Source organism: Nocardia sp. CA-151230, assembly GCF_050942175.1.
Classification (GTDB): Bacteria; Actinomycetota; Actinomycetes; order Mycobacteriales; family Mycobacteriaceae; genus Nocardia.
The window spans coordinates 7,768,916-7,786,852 of the sequence record NZ_CP192061.1 but is presented as its reverse complement, the minus strand read 5'-3'; the positions used below and the strand labels follow the sequence as shown (position 1 = coordinate 7,786,852).

The window sequence follows — 17,937 nt, the reverse complement described above, 5'->3', positions numbered from 1 at the left end:
CACAATCATTACGGGACGGGCGCCGGGGCCGGAGCCGGAAGCGGAATCGTGATGCCGAACGGCAGCGTGATGCCCGGGGCCGGGGTGGTGGTCGTGGTGGTGTCCGGAGCGGTTTCGGCCGGGGCCCCGGCCTCGGGTTCGGGCGTCTTGGAGGGCGTGGCCGTTTGCTGGTCCTGCGGTTGCTGGCCGGCCTGCTGCGGCTGGTCCTGTGGCTTCTGGCCCTGCTGACCCGTCTGGGTGTTGCAGCTGGTGACGGCGGGCTGATCCTTGACCACCGGCTTGCCGTCGGGTCCGAACTGCTGCCCGTTCGGCTTGCCGTTCTCGGCCTTGGCGGCGTCCTCGGCCTTGGCGGCGTCCTCGGCCTTGGCGGTGTCCTCGGGCTTGGTCTTGTCGTCGGTGGCCGGGTCGCCAGGGACCTTGTCGGCCTTCTGATCCGGCTGCTGCGCCGGAACCGTCACCTGCTCACAGGGATTCGCGGGCACCACCGGAGCCGGGCAGAAGATGCCGCACGGGATCGGCGGCAGGCCCGGGATGGTGATCATCACCTGGGTCGGCGTCGGAGTGGTGGTCTGCTGCGTGGTCTCGGGTGCCTCGGTGGCCGGAATCGTGGTGGAGGCCACCGTGATATCGGGGCCGTTGACCGGAACGTAGTTGTTGGGCACCAGATCCGGCGAGATGCTCACCTGCTGCGGGGCGCCGCCGGTCTTGTACGCATTGGCCCAGCTGAGCACGTTGGCCGCGTACGCCACCGAGTTGTTGTAACGCAGCACGGCCCTGAGCTGCTGCTGCGGATCGGCCAGATCCATGCCGCCCGAGCACAGGTACTTGCCCGCCGCCAGCGCGGCGTCGAAGACATTGTTGGGATCCGGTGTGCCGCTGCCCTTTCCATTGGTGGCGTACACCGACCAGGTGCTCGGCAGGAACTGCATGGGGCCGATAGCCCGCACGAAGCTGCCGTCGCTGGCCTTGATGATCTCGTTGCCGGGTAGCGTCCCGTCCAGGGCCGGGCCGTAGATGGGCGAGACCGTGGTGCCCGCGGCGTCGGTGCGGCCGTTGTTGGCATGGTTGGACTCGATGCGGCCGATGCCGGCCAGCAGGTACCAGGGCAGATGGCAGTTCGGGTCCGAAGACTGCAGCGCCAGTTCGGCATTGCGGTAGGCAGCCAGCACGATCTCCGGAATGCCCAGCACGCCACTGCCGCCGGGCAGCGCGATGTCCTGCAGCGGCACAGTGCCGCCGAAGAGTGGCGAGCCGTCGGCGGGCGGGGTCATTGCGCTGAGTTTGCGGGGGGCTTCGGGAGCCGCCGGAACCAGGCCGACGGTCTGATCCGAGGGGGTGTCGGCGGGACCGTTCACATTCGCGTTGTGTGCGGAGGCGGCCGCCAGCAATGCATCCGGCGCGGCCTGCGGGGCCACGGTGTGGACGGTCGTATTGGTGGTAGAACCGGCGGTGACCAGGCCTGCAATCAATAGTGCCGACGCTGTCACCGGAGCAGAAATTCTCTTCGCCACCACACAATCCCCTCAGTCGTGCGGCCGGTGCCCCGTGGTAACACTCATACAGCGGCAGCGTCTGGGTCGGTCGCTCGGAACAACGTGATCCAGGTTACCCATGAGTCAGCTGGATCGGAACTACTTCGGTGGTCAGTCGCCATCTTTCTGTGTCGAAATTGCGACCTCATCGGTCTTCCGATCGGTACTCTTCTTTGCTTTCTTGCCCCTCGCGACCTCGTCGCCGACTGTCAGTTTCTCCAGCCTGATCAGGGATTCCTTGATGTCGTCCAGTTCTCGGCGCACGTAGTCGCGCGTGGCGACCTCGCCCACGGCCAGTCGCAGCGCGGCGAGCTCACGCGCCAGGAATTCGGTGTCGGCTTTCGTCTGGGCCGCTCGTGACCGGTCCTCCTCGAGCGAGACCCGGTCGCGATTGTCCTGGCGGTTCTGCGCCAGCAGGATCAGCGGCGCGGCGTAGGCGGCCTGGGTGGAGAACGCCAGATTCAACAGGATGAACGGATACGGGTCCCACTGCAGTCGCAGCGCGAACACATTGAGCAGGATCCACACCACCACGATGACGGTCTGGATCACCAGGTAGCGGCCGGTGCCGAGGAATCGGGCCACCTTCTCGCTGGAACGGGCCATCGCCTCGGGATCCCAGTCGAGGCCGCGGAAGCGGCTCTGGACCGGGGTCTCCAAACGCTGGCGGGCGCTGAGTTTTTCGAGCCGTTCGCTCATGCGCGGCCTCCCGTCCCCTCGATCACGGGCATGCCGTGCGCATCGTGATGGTCTTCGTCCTGCTCGCGCCAGTCCTCGGGCAGCAGGTGGTCGAGCACGTCATCGACGGTGACGGCTCCCAGGAGATGATTCTCCGCATCCACCACCGGCCCGCACACCAGGTTGTAGGTGGCGAAATAGCGGGTCACGGCGGTGAGCGGGGCATCGGGCCGCAGCTGCACCAGATCGGCGTCGACGATGCCGCCGACCAGGTTCGCGGGCGGTTCCCGCAGCAGCTGCTGGAAATGCACGCAGCCCAGGTAGCGACCGGTCGGGGTGGCCGTGGGCGGACGCACCACGAAGGCCATCGAGGCCAGGGCCGGGGTCAGCTCGGGATCTCGGATGCGGGCCAGCGCCTCGGCGACCGTGGTGGACGCGGTGATGACGATCGCGTCGGGTGTCATCAGACCACCGGCGGTGTAGGGCGCGTGCTCGAGCAGGCGGCGCACCGGTTCGGAGTCCTCCGGATCCATCAGTGCCAGCAGCGATTCCGCCTCGCCCTCGGGCAGCTCGCCCAGCAGGTCGGCGGCGTCGTCGGGGTCCATGGCCTCGAGCAGGTCGGCCGCGCGTTCCACCCCGAGCTGCTCGAGCAGTTCCACCTGGTCGTTCTCGGGCAGCTCCTGGACAACGTCGGCGAGTCGCTCGTCGTCGAAGGCGGCCGCCACCTCGATGCGGCGCTTGAGCGGCAGTTCGCGCAGCATGTGCGCGACGTCGGCGGGGCGCATGCCCTCGAACTGCCCGAGCAGCTGGGTGACGTCCTGGCCGGGCAGGTTCAGCTCGGTCTGGGTGAGGCCGCGCACCTGTGCCCAGTCGACCACGTGCACCGCGCCGCGCCGGCCGAAGCCCACGCCGAGGCGGCGGCGTTCGCGCACGGCGACCCGGGACACCACCCAGTCGCGGGTGCGGCCCTGCTCGATGCCCAGATCGACCACCACCACGTCCGCGCTCGCCAGCTGCGGCAGCTCGGGATCGGAGACGCGGACCGTGGAGTCGAGAATCTGCGCGATGGCCAGCAGCTCGCCGGGCCGCTGCTCGAAGCGGCGCACGCTGATGGTGCCGGTGGTGAGGGTGACCGCCCCCGGTTCGACGGCCTGGACCCGCAGCATGGGCACGAAAATGCGCTTGCGGGTGGGGAGCTCGACGAGAACGCCCAGCACCCTGGGTTGCTGGCGGTCGTAGCGTATCGAGATCACGATGTCGCGGAGGCGGCCGATAGACTCGCCGTCCGGTCCCAGTACCACCAAGCCCGCCAACCGGGCGGCGAAAACTTTCGTCGCTGCCATGTTTGGTAAGGCTAGTGGGTCAAACGCGTCCTAAATGTCGCGCCACGTGAAGGAGTGAGCCATGACATCGCGCCGATCGGTGCTCGCCGTCCCCGGCAGCAACCCGCGCATGATCGAGAAGGCCAAGGGATTGCCCGCCGACGAGGTGTTCCTGGATCTCGAGGACGCGGTCGCGCCGGCGGCGAAGGCGGCCGCGCGGGCGAACATCGTGGCAGCCCTCAACTCCGGCGGCTGGGGCGCCCAGATCCGCGTTGTGCGGGTCAACGATTGGACCACCGAGCACACCTATGCCGACGTCATCACGGTGGTGGAGGGCGCGGGCTCGGAGCTGGACGCCATCCTGCTGCCGAAGGTGACCGACGCCGGGCAGGTGCAGGCCCTGGACCTGCTGCTGACCCAGCTGGAGAAGGCCAACGGGCTGCCGGTCGGGCGGATCGGGATCGAGCCGCAGATCGAGAACGCGCTCGGGCTGCGCAATATCGACGCCATCGCCACCGCGAGCCCGCGGGTGCAGACCCTGGTGTTCGGGCCCGCCGACTTCATGGCGTCGATCAATATGCGCACCCTGGTGGTGGGCGAGCAGCCCGAGGGCTACGAGCCGGGTGACGCCTACCACCACATCTATATGACGATCCTGCTGGCGGCCCGCGCCCACGGCCTGCAGGCCATCGACGGCCCCTACCTGGCGGTCCGCGATATCGACGGCTTCCGCCGCAACGCATCCCGTACGGCCGCACTGGGTTTCGACGGCAAGTGGGTGCTGCACCCGGATCAGATCACCGCCTGCAACGAGATCTTCAGCCCGCGCCAGGCCGACTACGACCGGGCCGAGGAGATCCTCGACGCCTATGCGTTCCACACCTCCGTCGAGGGCGGCGCGCGGGGCGCGGTGATGCTCGGCGACGAGATGATCGACGAGGCCAGCGCGAAAATGGCTCAGGTGATCGCTGATAAAGGCAGGGCGGCCGGAATGGCGCGAACCACGCCTTCTCCTCGAATCGGGCACGGCGAATCGGCGTCCGTCAACGCGAAATAGCATGATGGAGTCATGACGAATCCCATGGGGAATCCGAGCCGGGGCCGTCCCGGCCTGCCGACGCCACCATCGGGCTGGCCGGTCGGCTCCTACCCGACCTATGCCGAGGCGCAGCGGGCGGTCGACTATCTGGCCGACAACCAGTTCCCGGTGGAGGGCGTGACCATCGTCGGCGTCGACCTCATGCAGGTCGAGCGCGTGCTGTACCGGCTGACCTGGGGCAAGGTCATTGGTGGCGGCATGGTTTCGGGCGCCTGGCTGGGCCTGTTCCTGGGTCTGCTGCTGAGCATGTTCACCTCCGGTGGGGCCATCGGCCCGCTGGTGGTCGGCCTGGTCGGCGGCATCATCTTCGGCCTCATCTCCGCGTCCATCCCGTACGCGGCCACCCGGGGCCAGCGCGACTTCGCCTCCACCATGCAGTTGGTGGCCGGTCGCTACGACGTGCTGTGCGACCCGAAGACCGCCGAGCAGGCGCGCGACATGCTCGCCAGGCTGGCCATCTAGATCCATGGAGGTACTGGATCAGGTCAGGGCCGCGGTGCTCGGTCATTTCGAGGTGGACTCCGCGGACGCGGCGTCGGTGACGTTCCTGGGTTTGGAGCCCATCGACATCCTGCGTATCCCGGACGGCGAGTTCGTGCACTACGCCACGCTGGGCGGCTCACGGCATCCGATGACGGATCCGGCCGCGGCGCTGGCCGATCCGGTGCGCGGGCCGCGTGCGGAGCTGGTGCTCACGCTGCGCGGCGGTGCGGGCGCGGGTTCGGGGCTGACCCGCACGCTGGGCGTGCTGGTGGCGGCGCCGGCGGTGGAAGGTGTTGTGCTGCAGGCGGATGCGCTGCTCGATCTGGGAGAACCGTTGTGGTCCAATGCGCCGTTCACCGCGGTGCTGCTGGGTGCGAGCGACATTCCGGAGGTGGCGCTGCCGGAACCCGCTGAGCCCGTGCGGTTCCTGGCGGTCGCGCCGATCACCGCGACGGAGGCTGCGTGGGTGCGAATCCGCGGCGCGACGGCGTTGCGTGACGCCTGGGCCGAGGCGGGAATCGATGTGCGTGATCCCGCCCGGGCCGCCGCGTCGCTCTAATCGAACGGGTTGCCGTCGATCGGACAGGTCGCGCCGCCGGCCGGCAGCGTTCCCGCGATGAGATAGTCGCGCTTCGCGGCCTCCGAGCAGGCGCTGTGCACGTACATGCTGCTGTGCCCGGCTCCCTCCACCACCAGTAGGTGCGCGTCCGAGAGTTCCGCCGCACCGGCGGCGGCTCCGGCCAGCGGTGTCGCGGGATCATTGCGACTGTTGATCACCAGGATCGGGGCGGTCGGCCGATTCCACGGTCCGGAGTAGGGGTGTACGGCGGTCTGCGGCCAGTAGGCGCAGGTCAGTGCGTCCAGGACGCCGAGCCGGCCGAAGACGGGCACCCGCTGGTCCTCGCTGATGGCGAGGGCGCTGTAGCGCCGCTCGTCGCGCGGCACCCGGCTGTCGGCGCACTGGACGCCGTGGAAGGCCTCGGTGTAGTTGTCGTCGTAGGTGTTGGCGCCGGTGCCGCCCAGGCCCTGCGCGCTGCCCGTGCCGATATCGGCGACCTGCCGCACCAGGGCCGCGGTCTCGGCGAGCACATCGGTCGGGCGATACGGTGTGTCGCGCAGATCGTAGAGAAGTTGCAGGGTGGCGGCGACCTGCGGCCAGCCGGCCGGATTGGACAGCTGGCCCGCCGCGGCCACCACGGTGCCGTAGTCGTAGCGTTTGCCGTCCCACGAGATCGGTTCGCGCCGTGCCCGTTCCAGGATCCGCTGCCATTTGTCCCGCGGATCTCCCTGGGAGAAGGCGCATTCGGGCCCGGCCGCCACGCAGGCGTCGAGCATGGCGTCGAACGTGCCCGCGATTCCGGTGGCCACGTCCTGACGGGTGTCGATGGGCTGGTCGGCGGCCGCGTCATCGAGACCGACAGCATTGCCGCGGAAGTCCATCGAGCCGTCCAGCGCCAGGGCGCGGACCCGGCCCGGAAACATGTTGGCGTACAGCGCGCCCAGGTAGGTGCCGTACGAAATGCCGTGGTACGTCAGCTTGTCGTCGCCGACGGCCCGGCGCAGCAGATCCAGATCCCGTGCGGTGTTCTCGGTCGACAGGTGCGGCAGCAGGTCGGCGGCGCGCTGCCCGCAGTTGTCCGCCAGCGTCTTCGCGGCCGCGAAGAACGGCGGCTCCGTCCCGGGCGTGCCCGGCATCGCGGGATAGGTGGCGAAGAACAGCTGCTGCGCGGTCGCATCCGGAAAACAGTGCACCGGTGCGCTGTTCGCGACGCCGCGGGAATCCCAGGACACCAGATCGAAGCGGGCGCGCAGCTCGTCGGAGAACAGCCACGGCCAGTGCGCCCGTTGCCGCAGCCGTTCCACCCCGGACCGGCCGGGGCCGCCGAAGTTGACGAAGAGCGTGCCGATCCGCCGGGCCGGGTCGGCCGCGGGGAGTTTGATCACGGCCAGGTCGATCGATCGGGCCTCGGGATGCGCGTAGTCCAGTGGCACTCGCGCTGTCGCACAGGAGAATCCGGAATCGCAATCGGTCCACTGCAGGGTGGGCGCCGGTGCGGCATCCGCGAGGGCGTCGACGTAGGAGTCGGTTGCCGGGTCCGCCACGGCGGGTACCGGCACCGCCAGCAGAAGCCCGAATATTGCTGTCCACCAAGCCATCCGGCTGCGGACCGGCGAAGTCCTCATCACGAACACAGCCGCATTCATAGCAACCCGGCGGCGTGCGCGTCGAGGCGGTCGGCAAAGCCGCTGGTGGCGTTCGGTGCTCAAAGCCAGTTGTTGCGATGGAAATTCGCATACAGCAGGGCGCACAGGCCGACCATCACCACGATCACGATGGGGTAGCCGTAGGTCCACGAGAGTTCCGGCATGTGTTCGAAATTCATGCCGTAGACGCCCGCGATCATGGTCGGCACGGCGGCCATGGCGGCGTAGGCGGAGATCTTGCGCATATCGGTGTTCTGCTGAATGCTCACCTTGGCCAGCGCCGCATTGATGAGGGCGCTGAGGGATTCGTTGAAATCGATGATCTGCTCGGTGACCGCGGTGTGGTGGTCGGTCACGTCGCGCAGGTAGCGGCGGATCTCCTTGGGCAGCGGCAGGGTGGTGTCGTGGGTGAGCACCTGCAGCGGCAGCCCGAGCGGCTTGACGGCCCGGCGCAGTTCCACCACTTCACGTTTCAGCTGGTAGATGGCGTCGATCTGGAGCTTGTTCGCGGGGGTGAAGACGGCCTCCTCGATGGCGTCCACGTCCTCCTCGATCGCCGCCGTGACCTCCACATAGGAGTCGACCACGCGGTCGGCCACCGCGTGCAGGACCGCACCGGGCCCCAGCGCGAGCTGGCGCGGGTCGGCTTCGAGATCTTTGCGCACACCACTCAATTCGGTGTGCTCACCGTGGCGGACGGTAATCACGAAATCGGGTCCCGCGAACACCATGATCTCGCCGGTGTCGACGATCTCGCTGACCGTGCTGAGTTCGTGCTCGACGTAGCGCACCGTGCGCAGCACCAGGAACAGGATGTCGTCGTAGCGCTCGAGTTTGGGCCGCTGCTGCGCCTTGACCGCGTCCTCGACGGCGAGTTCGTGCAGGCCGAAGGTCTGCGCGATATCGGCCATGAGTTCCTTGCCGGGTTCCAGCAGCCCGAGCCAGACGAATCCTTCGCGACGTTCGCGCACTTCGGCCAGCGCGTTCTTGTAGGAGCTGTGCTCGAACAGCCGCACTCCCTCGACGTACACCGCGCAGTCGACGATCCGGCCGTGATGGACAGGCATCTTGGCGGGGTCTCGCGGCTCGCTGGACCGCCCGGGCCAGTGGAAGGACGGCAGCGGCGGTATCGAGGACACATCAACGATGCTAATCGTCCCGCCCCCTGGCGATGATTCGTGCCGCAGGCAATATAGGGGGCGTGCGCATCGATCTCCACACCCATTCCAACGCGTCCGACGGCACGGACACCCCGGCCGAACTGATCGCGAACGCCGCCGCTGCCGGTCTCGACGTCGTGGCCCTGACCGACCACGACACCACCTCCGGCTGGGCCGAGGCCGCCGCCGCGCTCCCTCCGGGCCTGACGCTGGTGCGCGGCATGGAGATGTCGTGTGTCGGGCTGGGCCAGGACGGCTATCCGGTGCCGGTCCACCTGCTGGCCTACCTGTTCGACCCCGAGGACGAGTCCTTCGCGCAGGAGCGAGAGCGGTTGCGCGCCGAGCGGGTGGTGCGGCTGCGGACCATGGCCGAGCAGATGGCCGCCGACGGTCTGCCCATCGATCCGGACGCGGTCATGGCGTCCGTGGGCCCGTCGGCGGGTCGCCCGCATCTGGCCCGGGCGCTGGTGCAGGCCGGGGTGGTGCCGACCGTGGACGCCGCCTTCCAGGATCTGCTGGCCCCGCACGGCCGCTACTACGTCGAGAAGGCCGACACGCCGCTGCGGCGGGCCGTCGAAATGGTGGCCTCGGCCGGCGGCGTGAGCGTGGTGGCGCACGCCCGGGCCCGCAAGCGCGGGCGGCTGCTGGCGCTGGATCACATTCGCGAGCTGACCGAGTTCGGGCTGGGCGGCCTGGAACTCGATCACCCCGACCACAGTGCGGAGGACCGTGAGGTGCTGCGCGGGCTGGCCGCCGAACTGGGTTTGCTGACGACCGGCTCCTCGGATTACCACGGCGCCAACAAGACCATTCGGCTCGGCGAATTCACCACCGACCCAACGCAATTCGAGGAAATCGTGGGCAAAGCGAGCGGGGTGCCGGTGATCACCGCATGAGAGTGGTCCGGGGCCTGAGCGGAGTGGTCGCGGGGGGCACGCTGGTGCTGGCGGCCACGGTCGCCATCACCGCGATCATCGGTGCTCGGCGCGGTTTTCCGGGCCCCGGATGGGCGGCTGTGACGTGGCATGTGACCGCGGCGGCAGTCGTGCTGGCCGCCCAAATTTATGCGGATAGACATCGGGGTTTTGCGGCTTTTTTCGGAAGTTCGGTCGTTTTCGTGATAGCCGGATATCTGCTCTGGGCGCAGTGGTGGAATTGAAATACGCATAACGGTTGCGAGTGAGTGAACCGTCGTCGAACATTTGTCGTTATGACCGAATTCGACGCCGATGTGCTGGTGCTGGGAGGTGGCCCGGCGGGAGCCTGGGCCGCGCTGGCCGCTGCCGCTGCGGGTGCGCGGGTATTGGTCGCCGACAAGAGCCGTTGCGGCAGCAGCGGCCCCACGGCGCGGGGCGGGGTCACACTGTGGAACATTCCATCCGGTCCGGCCCGGGAGGAGGCCGTGCGGCAGAACTTCGCGCATGGCGGCGGACTGGGGGACCCGGAGTGGATGTACCGGGTGCTGGAGGAGACCCATCGGCGTGTCGGCCAGCTGGTGACCGGCGGCTTCCGGTTCCGGGGTGAACACGCCGAGCGCCCGGCGCGGGTCTATCTCGACGGCGCGAAGTATCTGGGCCGGCTGCGGCGCAGCATGGTGATCGCGGGGATCCGCATCCTCGACCACCATCCCGCACTCCAGCTCATCACCGACCGTGACGGCGTCGTGTCCGGCGCGGCGGGTGTGACGCAGGGTGGCGAGTTCCGGGGCTGGACCGTCCGGGCGCGCGCGGTGGTGCTGGCCACCGGCGGCTGTGCCTTCCTCTCCGGTGGCGCCGGCACCGATGTGGACACCGGGGACGGTCTGCTCATGGGGGCTGAGGCGGGAGCCGAACTGTCCGGCATGGAATTCTCCAACGCGTATTCGCTGTCCCCGGTGGCCGATTCGCCGCTGCTGGGCGGCCGCCCGGTGGCCGCGGTGTTCGCCTCCGACCAGGTCATGCACTTCGCCACCCTCTACGACGAATCGCGGGCGGTGCTGTGGGGGCAGGGATGCGGTTCGCGGGCACAGGCTTTCGCGGCCATCGCCGACGGGCGGCGGGTCTACGCCGCGCTGGACGAACTGCCCGAGGCGGTGCGCGCGGAACTGCAGCGGCACGGGCCCAGCCTGACCGGTCAGGTGCCGTTGTGCGCGGTGCTGGAGGGCACGGTGCGCGGCACCGGCGGGTTGCGGCTGACCGGACCCGACTGCGCGACCACGGTTCCCGGCCTCTACGGCGCGGGCGATGTCACCACCCGGGAGCCCATTACCGGGGCGGTCAGCGGGTTCGGCGGCCAGAACGGCGCGTGGGCCATCTCCTCCGGCGTCTGGGCGGGCGCGGGTGCGGCCGATTTCGCCGTGGCCCGCCGCAAGCTCGGCAAGCCGCGCCCGGTGCCCGGCGCGGGCCTCGGCGACAAGGCGCGCATCGATCCGCGCGCGGTGGTCGGCCTGGTTCAGGAGCACACGCTGCCGCTGCGGCGCAGCTACTGGCGTAGCGACGGCAGCCTGCGCGACAGCATCGGCGAACTGGACAGCATGTGGCCCGGCGTCGAATTGGCGCTCGGCGGAAAGGGACCCGATCGCCTGCCCGCCCGGCAGGCCGCCGCGCTGCTGGCCGTCGCCCGCTGGACCAAGTACTCCGCTCTGGCCCGCACCGAGACCCGCGGCATGCATCGCCGCACCGACCATCCGGGTGCCGGCAGCGACTGGCGAGTACGGTTGCTCTCCGGGGGTCTCGGCAGTGTCTGGGTCCGGCCGGACCTCACAGCGTCGGGTGCAACCCCCGCTTGACAGCTCACAGCCGCCGCCGCGACCGCGTTGTGACAGTTCTCCGAGTTCAGGTTCCGACCAGCGAGTTTCTGTTCATCTCGGCGTGATTCGGCTGACTTACCCTTCAACGATGGTGAGGCGACGCGACGGGCCCGGGGTCGATTTGGCAGGCCGTCGCAGAGACTGGCAGAATGGGCCGATCCCGGCCGCAGCCACCGCCCGGCCCGGGACACTCGGTGATCACGAACCCCGACTCGCGGGTTCACACGAGGTCACCCCGGCTGTATCGCCCGGACACACCCCTCCGGTTCTCGCTCGACGATCTGCGCTGCCGCGACACACTTCTCGCAATGCCGTAATACTTTGTATGCGTCGCCACGATGAGGTGGCAAGGTTTCCACGAAGTGGCTCGGAAGTGGTGTCGACGTCGCTGAACGCGGCTGCGGCAAAAGATATATGAGCACCGAAACCACAAATTCAGCTATTACCGAACGGTAACCGTCCAACGGTTGAGTCCGAACCGATCAGGAGTGAAATCGTGTCACCCGTGACTGAAGCAGTGAATGCCACCGAGGCCCCCGCGTCCAATGGGGCGAACCTGTCCGACATCACCAACGAAGAAATTTTCGCCGGGCACCTTGGCGGCAAGCTCTCGGTCGAACTCACCGCTCCGCTCGAGACCCAGCGCGATCTGTCCATCGCCTACACCCCGGGTGTCGCGAAGGTGTGCCTCGGCATCGCCGAGGACGAGTCCCTCGCCAAGACCTACACCTGGGCCGAGCGTCTGGTCGTGGTCGTGTCCGACGGCACCGCGGTGCTGGGCCTGGGCGACATCGGCGCCCGCGCCTCGCTGCCGGTGATGGAGGGCAAGGCGGCACTGTTCAAGAAGTTCGCCGGGCTGGACTCCATCCCACTGGTGCTGGACACCAAGGACCCCGACGAGATCGTCGAGACCCTGATCCGCCTGCGCCCGAGCTTCGGCGCGGTCAACCTGGAGGACATCTCCGCGCCGCGCTGCTTCGAGATCGAGAAGCGCGTCATCGAGGCCCTCGACTGCCCCGTCATGCACGACGACCAGCACGGCACCGCGATCGTGGTGCTGGCCGCCCTCAAGGGTGCGGCCGCGGTGCAGGGCCGCGACATGTCCGGCCTGAAGGTCGTGGTGTCCGGCGCCGGCGCGGCCGGTGTGGCGTGCACCGACATCCTGCTGGCCGCAGGCGTTTCCGACATCATCGTGCTCGACTCCAAGGGCATCGTGAGCCAGGACCGGACCGACCTCAACGAGGTCAAGGCCGAGCTGGCGAAGCGCAGCAATCCGCGCGGCGTGACCGGCGGCCCGGCCGAGGCGCTCGCGGGCGCGGATGTGTTCCTGGGTCTGTCGGCGGGCACCATCGCCGAGGAGCTCATCGCGTCGATGGCTCCGGAGTCCATCGTGTTCGCCATGTCGAACCCGAACCCGGAGATCCACCCGGAGGTGGCCAAGAAGTACGCGGCCATCGTGGCCACCGGCCGCAGCGACTTCCCGAACCAGATCAACAATGTGCTGGCCTTCCCGGGCGTCTTCAAGGGCGCGCTGGATGCCGGCGCCCGCCGCATCACCGAGGGCATGAAGGTGGCTGCGGCCGAGGCGATCTTCAATGTGGTGGCCGGTGAGCTGTCCGCGGACAAGATCATCCCGAGCCCGCTGGACCCGCGGGTCGCTCCGGCCGTCGCCGAGGCCGTCGGCAACGCGGCTCGCGTGGAGGGTGTGGCGTAGCCACTCGCTGAGCAACGAAAGGAGCGCTTCGTCGTAAGACGAAGCGCTCCTTTTCTATTTGACTAGACCGCGGCCGAGACCTTTTCGAGGTCGGCCGTGGCGGCATTCTCGTGCCAGCCGGGCGGGCCGAAGATATATCCGAGCCGGCCGCGCCAGGTTCGGGCAGTCCGGACATCACGGACAAGATCCACCAACTCGGTGTAATTGACCTTGATCGGATTGTCGGTATCGATGTCCTTGGTCAACCCGTAGCGAATCGGTTCGGTTTCCGCGGCGAAGCTGCCGAACAGGCGATCCCAGATGATCAGGATGCCGCCGTAATTGGTGTCCAGATACGGCTGGTTGGAGCCGTGGTGCACGCGGTGGTGGGCCGGGGTGTTGAACACGAATTCGAGGGGCCGCCACAGGGTTTTCACGCGTTGGGTGTGGATCGGGAACTGGTAGAGCAGCCCCAGCGACTGCAGGGCGAACACCATCCAGGCCGGGAAACCCAGCAGTGCCGCGGGCACCCAACACAGGCCGCGCACGATATTGGCGGCCGGATGCGCCCACGGCAGCCGGATGGCGGTGGAGAAGTTGAAGAACCGGCTGGAGTGGTGGACGCTGTGCGAGGTCCACAGCAGCCGCACACGATGGTCGGCGCGGTGCGCCCAGTAGTAGCAGAAATCGGTGACGATCAGGCCCAGCACCCACACCCACCAGTGCGCCGGTGACAGGTGCAGTGGGGTGAAGTGCGCGGCCAGCACCACGCCGGAGAACGGAATCACCTGCGCCAGAATCGGTTTGGCAATACGGCCGAGCACGAAGGTGGCGATGTTGGAGGTGGTGTCGCGGCGGTCGATGCCATTGGCCGGGCGGTCCGGGTCGCGCCGGTTGTCGATCCATTCGATCAACATGAGCAGCGCGAACGCCGGCAGGGCGTAGATGAACAGATCGGCATTCACGGGCATGCTCCTCGGCGGGGCGGTCGGGCTGCTGGCATGTGCTCGACGCTAGTTCGGCGGCGCGCGCGGATCGTCGCGCCGACGGGGGATTCCGCGTCCCCCACACGGGGGACGGCCGGTCCCCGGGGTACCGTGCGGCCATGGATGTGACCAGGTCGCTGGCTCGGCAGTCGCTGCTGGTGGCCACCGTCGCGGCGGCGCTGGACGCCGCGCAGATGGTGATGTGCGGGGCCTTCGGCGCCGCGCCCGCGCTGGCCGCGATCCTGACGCTGGCCACGGTGGCCGCGGATCTGGCGCTGGCCGCGCCCGCGTCGACGGCGGCCGCGGTGGCGGTGGCGCAGGTGGTGGTGAAGGTGGCGGTGGCGCTGTTCGCCCACCACTACGGCATCACCGCACGGGTTTTCGATGTCGGCTTCCTGGTCGCGGGGTATCAGGCGGGTGCGTGGCTGAGCGGGATCAGCTCGGTGCTGACCGTGCTGCTGCTGGCCGGCGGCTCGCTGACGGTGAACGTGGTGGCGGCCATCGCGGGCGCCAACAATCCGATCCGGCTGGCGATCTTCGCGCTGGGCGCGGGCGTGGTGCCCTGGCTGGTGGGCCGGTACACCGCGGCGCGCGGGGCCTATATCGCGGAGCTGGAGCAGCGGGAGACCCTGCGGCAGCAGGAGCAGCGGGCGGCGCTGGACCGGGCGCTGGCCGATGAGCGCGAGGCCATCGCCCGGGATCTGCACGACGTCATCTCGCATCATGTGAGCGCCATCGGGATTCATGCCGGGGTGGCGCGAATGGCGCTGTCCCGCACCGATACCGCGGCGGCGGCGCGTTCGGTGTCCGCGGTGGAGTCGAGCAGCCGCGCCGCCATGGTGGATCTGCGCCGGCAGCTGGACCTGCTGCACGGTCGCGATGACGAGGGCGAGCGGCAGCCCGGCCTGGCCGATATCGAGGACCTGGTGCAGCGGGTGCGGGACGCCGGATTGGCTGTGCACGTGACGGTTTCGGGTGAGCCGCCGGTGCTGCCGGAGTCGCTGGACGTCATGCTCTACCGGGTGGTCCAGGAGCTGCTGACCAATGCGCTGCGGCACGGGCGCGATCCGGCCGCGCTGGAGATCGGTTATCTCCCGGGCGCGGTGGAGTTGCGCGAGACGAATCCCATTGCCGCCCTGGAGACCACCACCGGGGTGCCGCGCGGCCTGGACGGAATCCGCCGCCGGGTCGAACTGTTCGACGGCACCGTCGCCTACGGTGCCGACCAATCCGGAACCCGCTGGGTCATCCGGGTTTCCGTGCCCATTGGGTCCGCATGATGCCCATCGAGACCGCACAGCCGATCGGAGCCGCATGAGCATCACCATCCTGATCGCCGACGACCACACCGTGTTCCGTTCCGGTCTGCGCGCGGTGGTGGACGCGCACCCGGATCTGGAGTGCGTGGCCGAGGTGGGCGACGGCCGCGCCGCCATCGAGGCGGCCGCCCGCACCCATCCGGACGTGGCGATCCTGGATGTGCGCATGCCGAAGCTGGACGGGCTCGCCGCCACCGCCGCCATTGTGGCGGCGGGCGGCACCCGGGTACTGGTGCTCACCACCTACGACAGCGAGGCCAACCTGCATCGCGCGCTGTCGGCCGGGGCCAGTGGCTTTCTGCTGAAAAGCCTTCCGCCCGAGGAACTCGTCGCCGCCATCCGGGTGGCCGTGCGCGGCGACGCCGTCATCGACCCGTCCATGACACGCCGCCTGGCCACCCGCCTGGTGACGGGCATCGCCCCGCCGTTCGAGCCACCTGAGCTGGCGCAGCTCACGGCACGCGAACGTGAGGTACTCCTGTTGGTGGCAGATGCCCGCAGCAACAGCGAGATCGCCGCTGCCCTGGGCGTCGGCGAGGAAACGGTCAAAACCCATGTCTCCCGCGTCCTCGCCAAACTCGGTGTGCGCGACCGCATCCACGCGGTCGTCTACGCCCACCAACATGGCCTCGTACACCTCGACCGTCCTCACTGACGACATCACGGTGGCTGGTGCCCGATTTCGGCGCTGCCCGGGTGTCGTGAGAGTGCGATTGGCCAGTGACAGTGGCAGTCGACGAGAAGGCGCGATGGCGCGTCGCGCTCGCCGATGAGACGGGCGGCGAGTGCGTTGCCGTGGATGACGACGTGTTCCATGGATTCGCCGCGGTACGGAAAGTTCCAGAGGGCAGCGGGTTTCGCTTCCTTGTCGTGGGTGCGAGGCGGGAGTTCTGGCCGACTGGGATGAGCAGTCAGATGGGTGGTGGCATCGATCTGTGGGCTCGCTATCTGTGTGGCCTCCGCAATATCCTTCGGTCGCTAAAAGTGGTTTTGTCGCGAGACCGCGGCTACCGGTACATCTTTGCGCCCGCGCCAGCATCGAAGGTGTGCTCAGCCGAGGCGCAGTGCGCCTACCGTGAGCAGTGGGCGGACAAGTTCCGACCGAAGTAGGCGGCATGAGCGCGCACTGCAACGGTCCGAATTCACTTCTGGCCGTTGATCTTCGGAGCTGTCGAGTTGGCTGGCTCGGTCAGCGCGGTATGCGGCAATGTAGTGCGTTCTCGACCCCCTGCGGTTGGCGCGGTCACGCAGGGGGCGGACGTTGCGGTGGATCTGTTACTGCGAAGGTGGCGGTGCTGGCGTTAGGACACCACCCAGCGTGATTGTCATGAGTTAGCTGATGCGCGGTATTTTCGGGACGTCGGAAAGCGGCGGACATGCCGCCCACGAGACGGGCGGTGGTGGGCGTTCTGGTTGGCAAGGCCGGTTTCGGCGACAGACCTCGGGGACCGCACGCCGGCGCGGGGGGTGGGTCGCACGGGTGACCAGCTGGCTGCTGGTGGTGGTCGCTGTAGTACTCGGGATCGTGGTGCCGGTTGGGCAATTGCTCGTGCTCGTACCGATTTCCTGGACACATCCGCTGTTGAAGGTTTGGCGGGGCAGGGGATCGTCATCGTCGTCGGCAATCTGCGTGACCTGCTGCGCGTCAGTCCGGCAGCCAGTGCAGCTCGTGTGCCAGGGTTTTGGCGACGGTCCGGATGCGGCGGTGTAGTGGTGACTGCACGCGCGGGAGGACCAGGTGGATCGTCAAGGTGGGTGCGCCCTGCAGCGGTCGCCACGTGAGACCGGCCGGTTGTGTCGTGACCGCGACTTCACCGGCCGGGGCGAGGGTGAGCCCGTCGCGTAGGTCGCGCTGAGACATGTCGAAAGAGACTGCAGGCGTGTGGAATCGGGGGATCGGCCGGATGTCGCGGAACAGTGCGGACAGCTGATCGTGGATCACGGGGTTGGCCGTACGGTCGGGCAGTCGCAGCGGATACGCGGCCGCATCGGCGATCTCGATCTCCGGATGTTCGGCCAGCGGATGATGCTGTGCCAATTGGACCCCGACGCGCTCGCGCCGCAGCAGGAACCGGCGCACGCCACGACCCGGCTGTTCACCGCGGGTGATCCCCGCATCGATGCGGCCGTCGGCGACCGCTGGGGAGATCTCCGGTGTCGTCATGGGGACCGCGCCGACCCCGAGTCCCGGGCTGCTGCGAATGAGCCTGTCCACCAGGGCCGGTGCCGTCTCGGCCCCCGTGCTGAGGCTGTATCCGATGCGTAGCGTGCCCAGTTCACCGGCCCCCGCATTCCGGGCGGTGTCCCATGCCCGGTCCAGCGCCGCCAGCGCGGGCGGCGCGGACTCCGCCAAAGCCGCACCGGCCGTGGTCAATACGACGCTACGCGTGTTACGAACCAGCAGGCTCGTACCGAGTTCCGCCTCCAATCGGCGCATCCGGGCACTGAGTGCGGGCTGCGCGATACCGATCCGTGCGGCCGCGCGGGTGAAGTTCAACTCCTGCGCCAGCACCAGAAAGTACCGCAGGCTCACCGTATCCGGCGCCACATGCCCTCCCTGCCGATTGATAACGATCCGTTCTGAGTCTATCGCGTCCCGGTCTTTCCCCCGACCACACATCAAGCCCTAACCTGCGCATATGACAATTCAGCTGACCGCGGTACTGGACACC

At 68.5% G+C, this 17,937-nt stretch carries 16 protein-coding genes; 9 read left to right on the top strand and 7 right to left on the bottom strand.

Annotated features, from left to right (window positions below; translation table 11 throughout):
• Positions 1-8: 8 nt before the first annotated feature.
• The 3 genes from ACQP1O_RS36575 to ACQP1O_RS36565 all read right to left on the bottom strand — a co-directional run bounded on the left by ACQP1O_RS36575 (position 9) and on the right by ACQP1O_RS36565 (position 3,553).
• Positions 9-1,511: a lytic transglycosylase domain-containing protein gene (locus tag ACQP1O_RS36575; protein ID WP_433562901.1), complete on the bottom strand. Its 1,503-nt coding sequence runs from the start codon at positions 1,509-1,511 to the stop codon at positions 9-11.
• Positions 1,512-1,643: 132 nt separating this feature from the next.
• On the bottom strand, positions 1,644-2,231 hold the full coding sequence (locus tag ACQP1O_RS36570; RefSeq protein WP_433562900.1) for a DUF1003 domain-containing protein: 588 nt from the start codon (positions 2,229-2,231) through the stop codon (positions 1,644-1,646).
• Positions 2,228-3,553, bottom strand: a complete 1,326-nt coding sequence (locus tag ACQP1O_RS36565) for a magnesium transporter MgtE N-terminal domain-containing protein (protein WP_433562899.1) — start codon at positions 3,551-3,553, stop codon at positions 2,228-2,230. Before ACQP1O_RS36565 ends, ACQP1O_RS36570 begins: the two co-directional genes overlap by 4 nt.
• Positions 3,554-3,614: 61 nt before the next feature.
• Between ACQP1O_RS36565 and ACQP1O_RS36560 the strand changes: the two genes are divergently transcribed.
• From ACQP1O_RS36560 to ACQP1O_RS36550, 3 genes are read left to right on the top strand one after another with little or no spacing between them, the layout of a single operon-like run.
• Positions 3,615-4,589 (top strand): HpcH/HpaI aldolase/citrate lyase family protein, encoded by a 975-nt coding sequence (locus ACQP1O_RS36560; protein ID WP_433562898.1) that lies wholly within the window; start codon positions 3,615-3,617, stop codon positions 4,587-4,589.
• A 12-nt stretch (positions 4,590-4,601) separates the two neighbouring features.
• Positions 4,602-5,093, top strand: coding sequence for a general stress protein (locus ACQP1O_RS36555; RefSeq protein WP_354833658.1), 492 nt, complete (start codon positions 4,602-4,604; stop codon positions 5,091-5,093).
• A gap of 4 nt (positions 5,094-5,097) precedes the next feature.
• Entirely contained in the window at positions 5,098-5,673 is a 576-nt protein-coding gene (locus ACQP1O_RS36550; RefSeq protein WP_433562897.1) for a suppressor of fused domain protein, read from the top strand.
• Here the strand turns inward: ACQP1O_RS36550 and ACQP1O_RS36545 are convergent.
• The gene (locus ACQP1O_RS36545; protein WP_433562896.1) at positions 5,670-7,217 is read right to left on the bottom strand and encodes an alpha/beta hydrolase; all 1,548 of its coding nucleotides are present in this window, start codon (positions 7,215-7,217) and stop codon (positions 5,670-5,672) included. The two genes, ACQP1O_RS36550 and ACQP1O_RS36545, sit on opposite strands and share 4 nt — an antisense overlap.
• 161 nt (positions 7,218-7,378) lie before the next feature.
• Positions 7,379-8,449, bottom strand: coding sequence for a magnesium/cobalt transporter CorA (gene corA / locus ACQP1O_RS36540; RefSeq protein WP_433567909.1), 1,071 nt, complete (start codon positions 8,447-8,449; stop codon positions 7,379-7,381).
• Positions 8,450-8,520: 71 nt separating this feature from the next.
• Between corA and ACQP1O_RS36535 the strand changes: the two genes are divergently transcribed.
• The 3 genes from ACQP1O_RS36535 to ACQP1O_RS36525 all read left to right on the top strand — a co-directional run bounded on the left by ACQP1O_RS36535 (position 8,521) and on the right by ACQP1O_RS36525 (position 12,981).
• On the top strand, positions 8,521-9,375 hold the full coding sequence (locus tag ACQP1O_RS36535; protein ID WP_433562895.1) for a PHP domain-containing protein: 855 nt from the start codon (positions 8,521-8,523) through the stop codon (positions 9,373-9,375).
• A 314-nt stretch (positions 9,376-9,689) separates the two neighbouring features.
• Positions 9,690-11,246 carry an FAD-binding protein gene (locus ACQP1O_RS36530; protein ID WP_433562894.1) on the top strand — a complete coding sequence of 519 codons (1,557 nt, stop codon included), beginning with the start codon at positions 9,690-9,692 and terminating at the stop codon, positions 11,244-11,246.
• Between the two features lie 517 nt (positions 11,247-11,763).
• Positions 11,764-12,981 carry an NAD(P)-dependent malic enzyme gene (locus tag ACQP1O_RS36525; protein WP_433562893.1) on the top strand — a complete coding sequence of 406 codons (1,218 nt, stop codon included), beginning with the start codon at positions 11,764-11,766 and terminating at the stop codon, positions 12,979-12,981.
• A gap of 62 nt (positions 12,982-13,043) precedes the next feature.
• Here the strand turns inward: ACQP1O_RS36525 and ACQP1O_RS36520 are convergent, their stop codons facing one another.
• Positions 13,044-13,931, bottom strand: a complete 888-nt coding sequence (locus ACQP1O_RS36520) for a sterol desaturase family protein (RefSeq protein WP_433562892.1) — start codon at positions 13,929-13,931, stop codon at positions 13,044-13,046.
• A gap of 134 nt (positions 13,932-14,065) precedes the next feature.
• Between ACQP1O_RS36520 and ACQP1O_RS36515 the strand changes: the two genes are divergently transcribed.
• The 3 genes from ACQP1O_RS36515 to ACQP1O_RS36505 all read left to right on the top strand — a co-directional run bounded on the left by ACQP1O_RS36515 (position 14,066) and on the right by ACQP1O_RS36505 (position 16,375).
• A complete protein-coding gene (locus ACQP1O_RS36515) occupies positions 14,066-15,226 on the top strand; it encodes a sensor histidine kinase (RefSeq protein ID WP_433562891.1) in 1,161 nt (386 codons plus the stop codon).
• A gap of 34 nt (positions 15,227-15,260) precedes the next feature.
• Complete coding sequence (locus ACQP1O_RS36510) at positions 15,261-15,920, top strand: response regulator (RefSeq protein ID WP_433562890.1); 660 nt, start codon at positions 15,261-15,263, stop codon at positions 15,918-15,920.
• Positions 15,921-15,985: 65 nt separating this feature from the next.
• Positions 15,986-16,375: a hypothetical protein gene (locus ACQP1O_RS36505; protein ID WP_433562889.1), complete on the top strand. Its 390-nt coding sequence runs from the start codon at positions 15,986-15,988 to the stop codon at positions 16,373-16,375.
• Between the two features lie 535 nt (positions 16,376-16,910).
• Here ACQP1O_RS36505 and ACQP1O_RS36500 read toward each other — a convergent pair.
• The gene (locus ACQP1O_RS36500) at positions 16,911-17,813 is read right to left on the bottom strand and encodes a LysR substrate-binding domain-containing protein (RefSeq protein WP_433562888.1); all 903 of its coding nucleotides are present in this window, start codon (positions 17,811-17,813) and stop codon (positions 16,911-16,913) included.
• Positions 17,814-17,937: the final 124 nt, after the last annotated feature.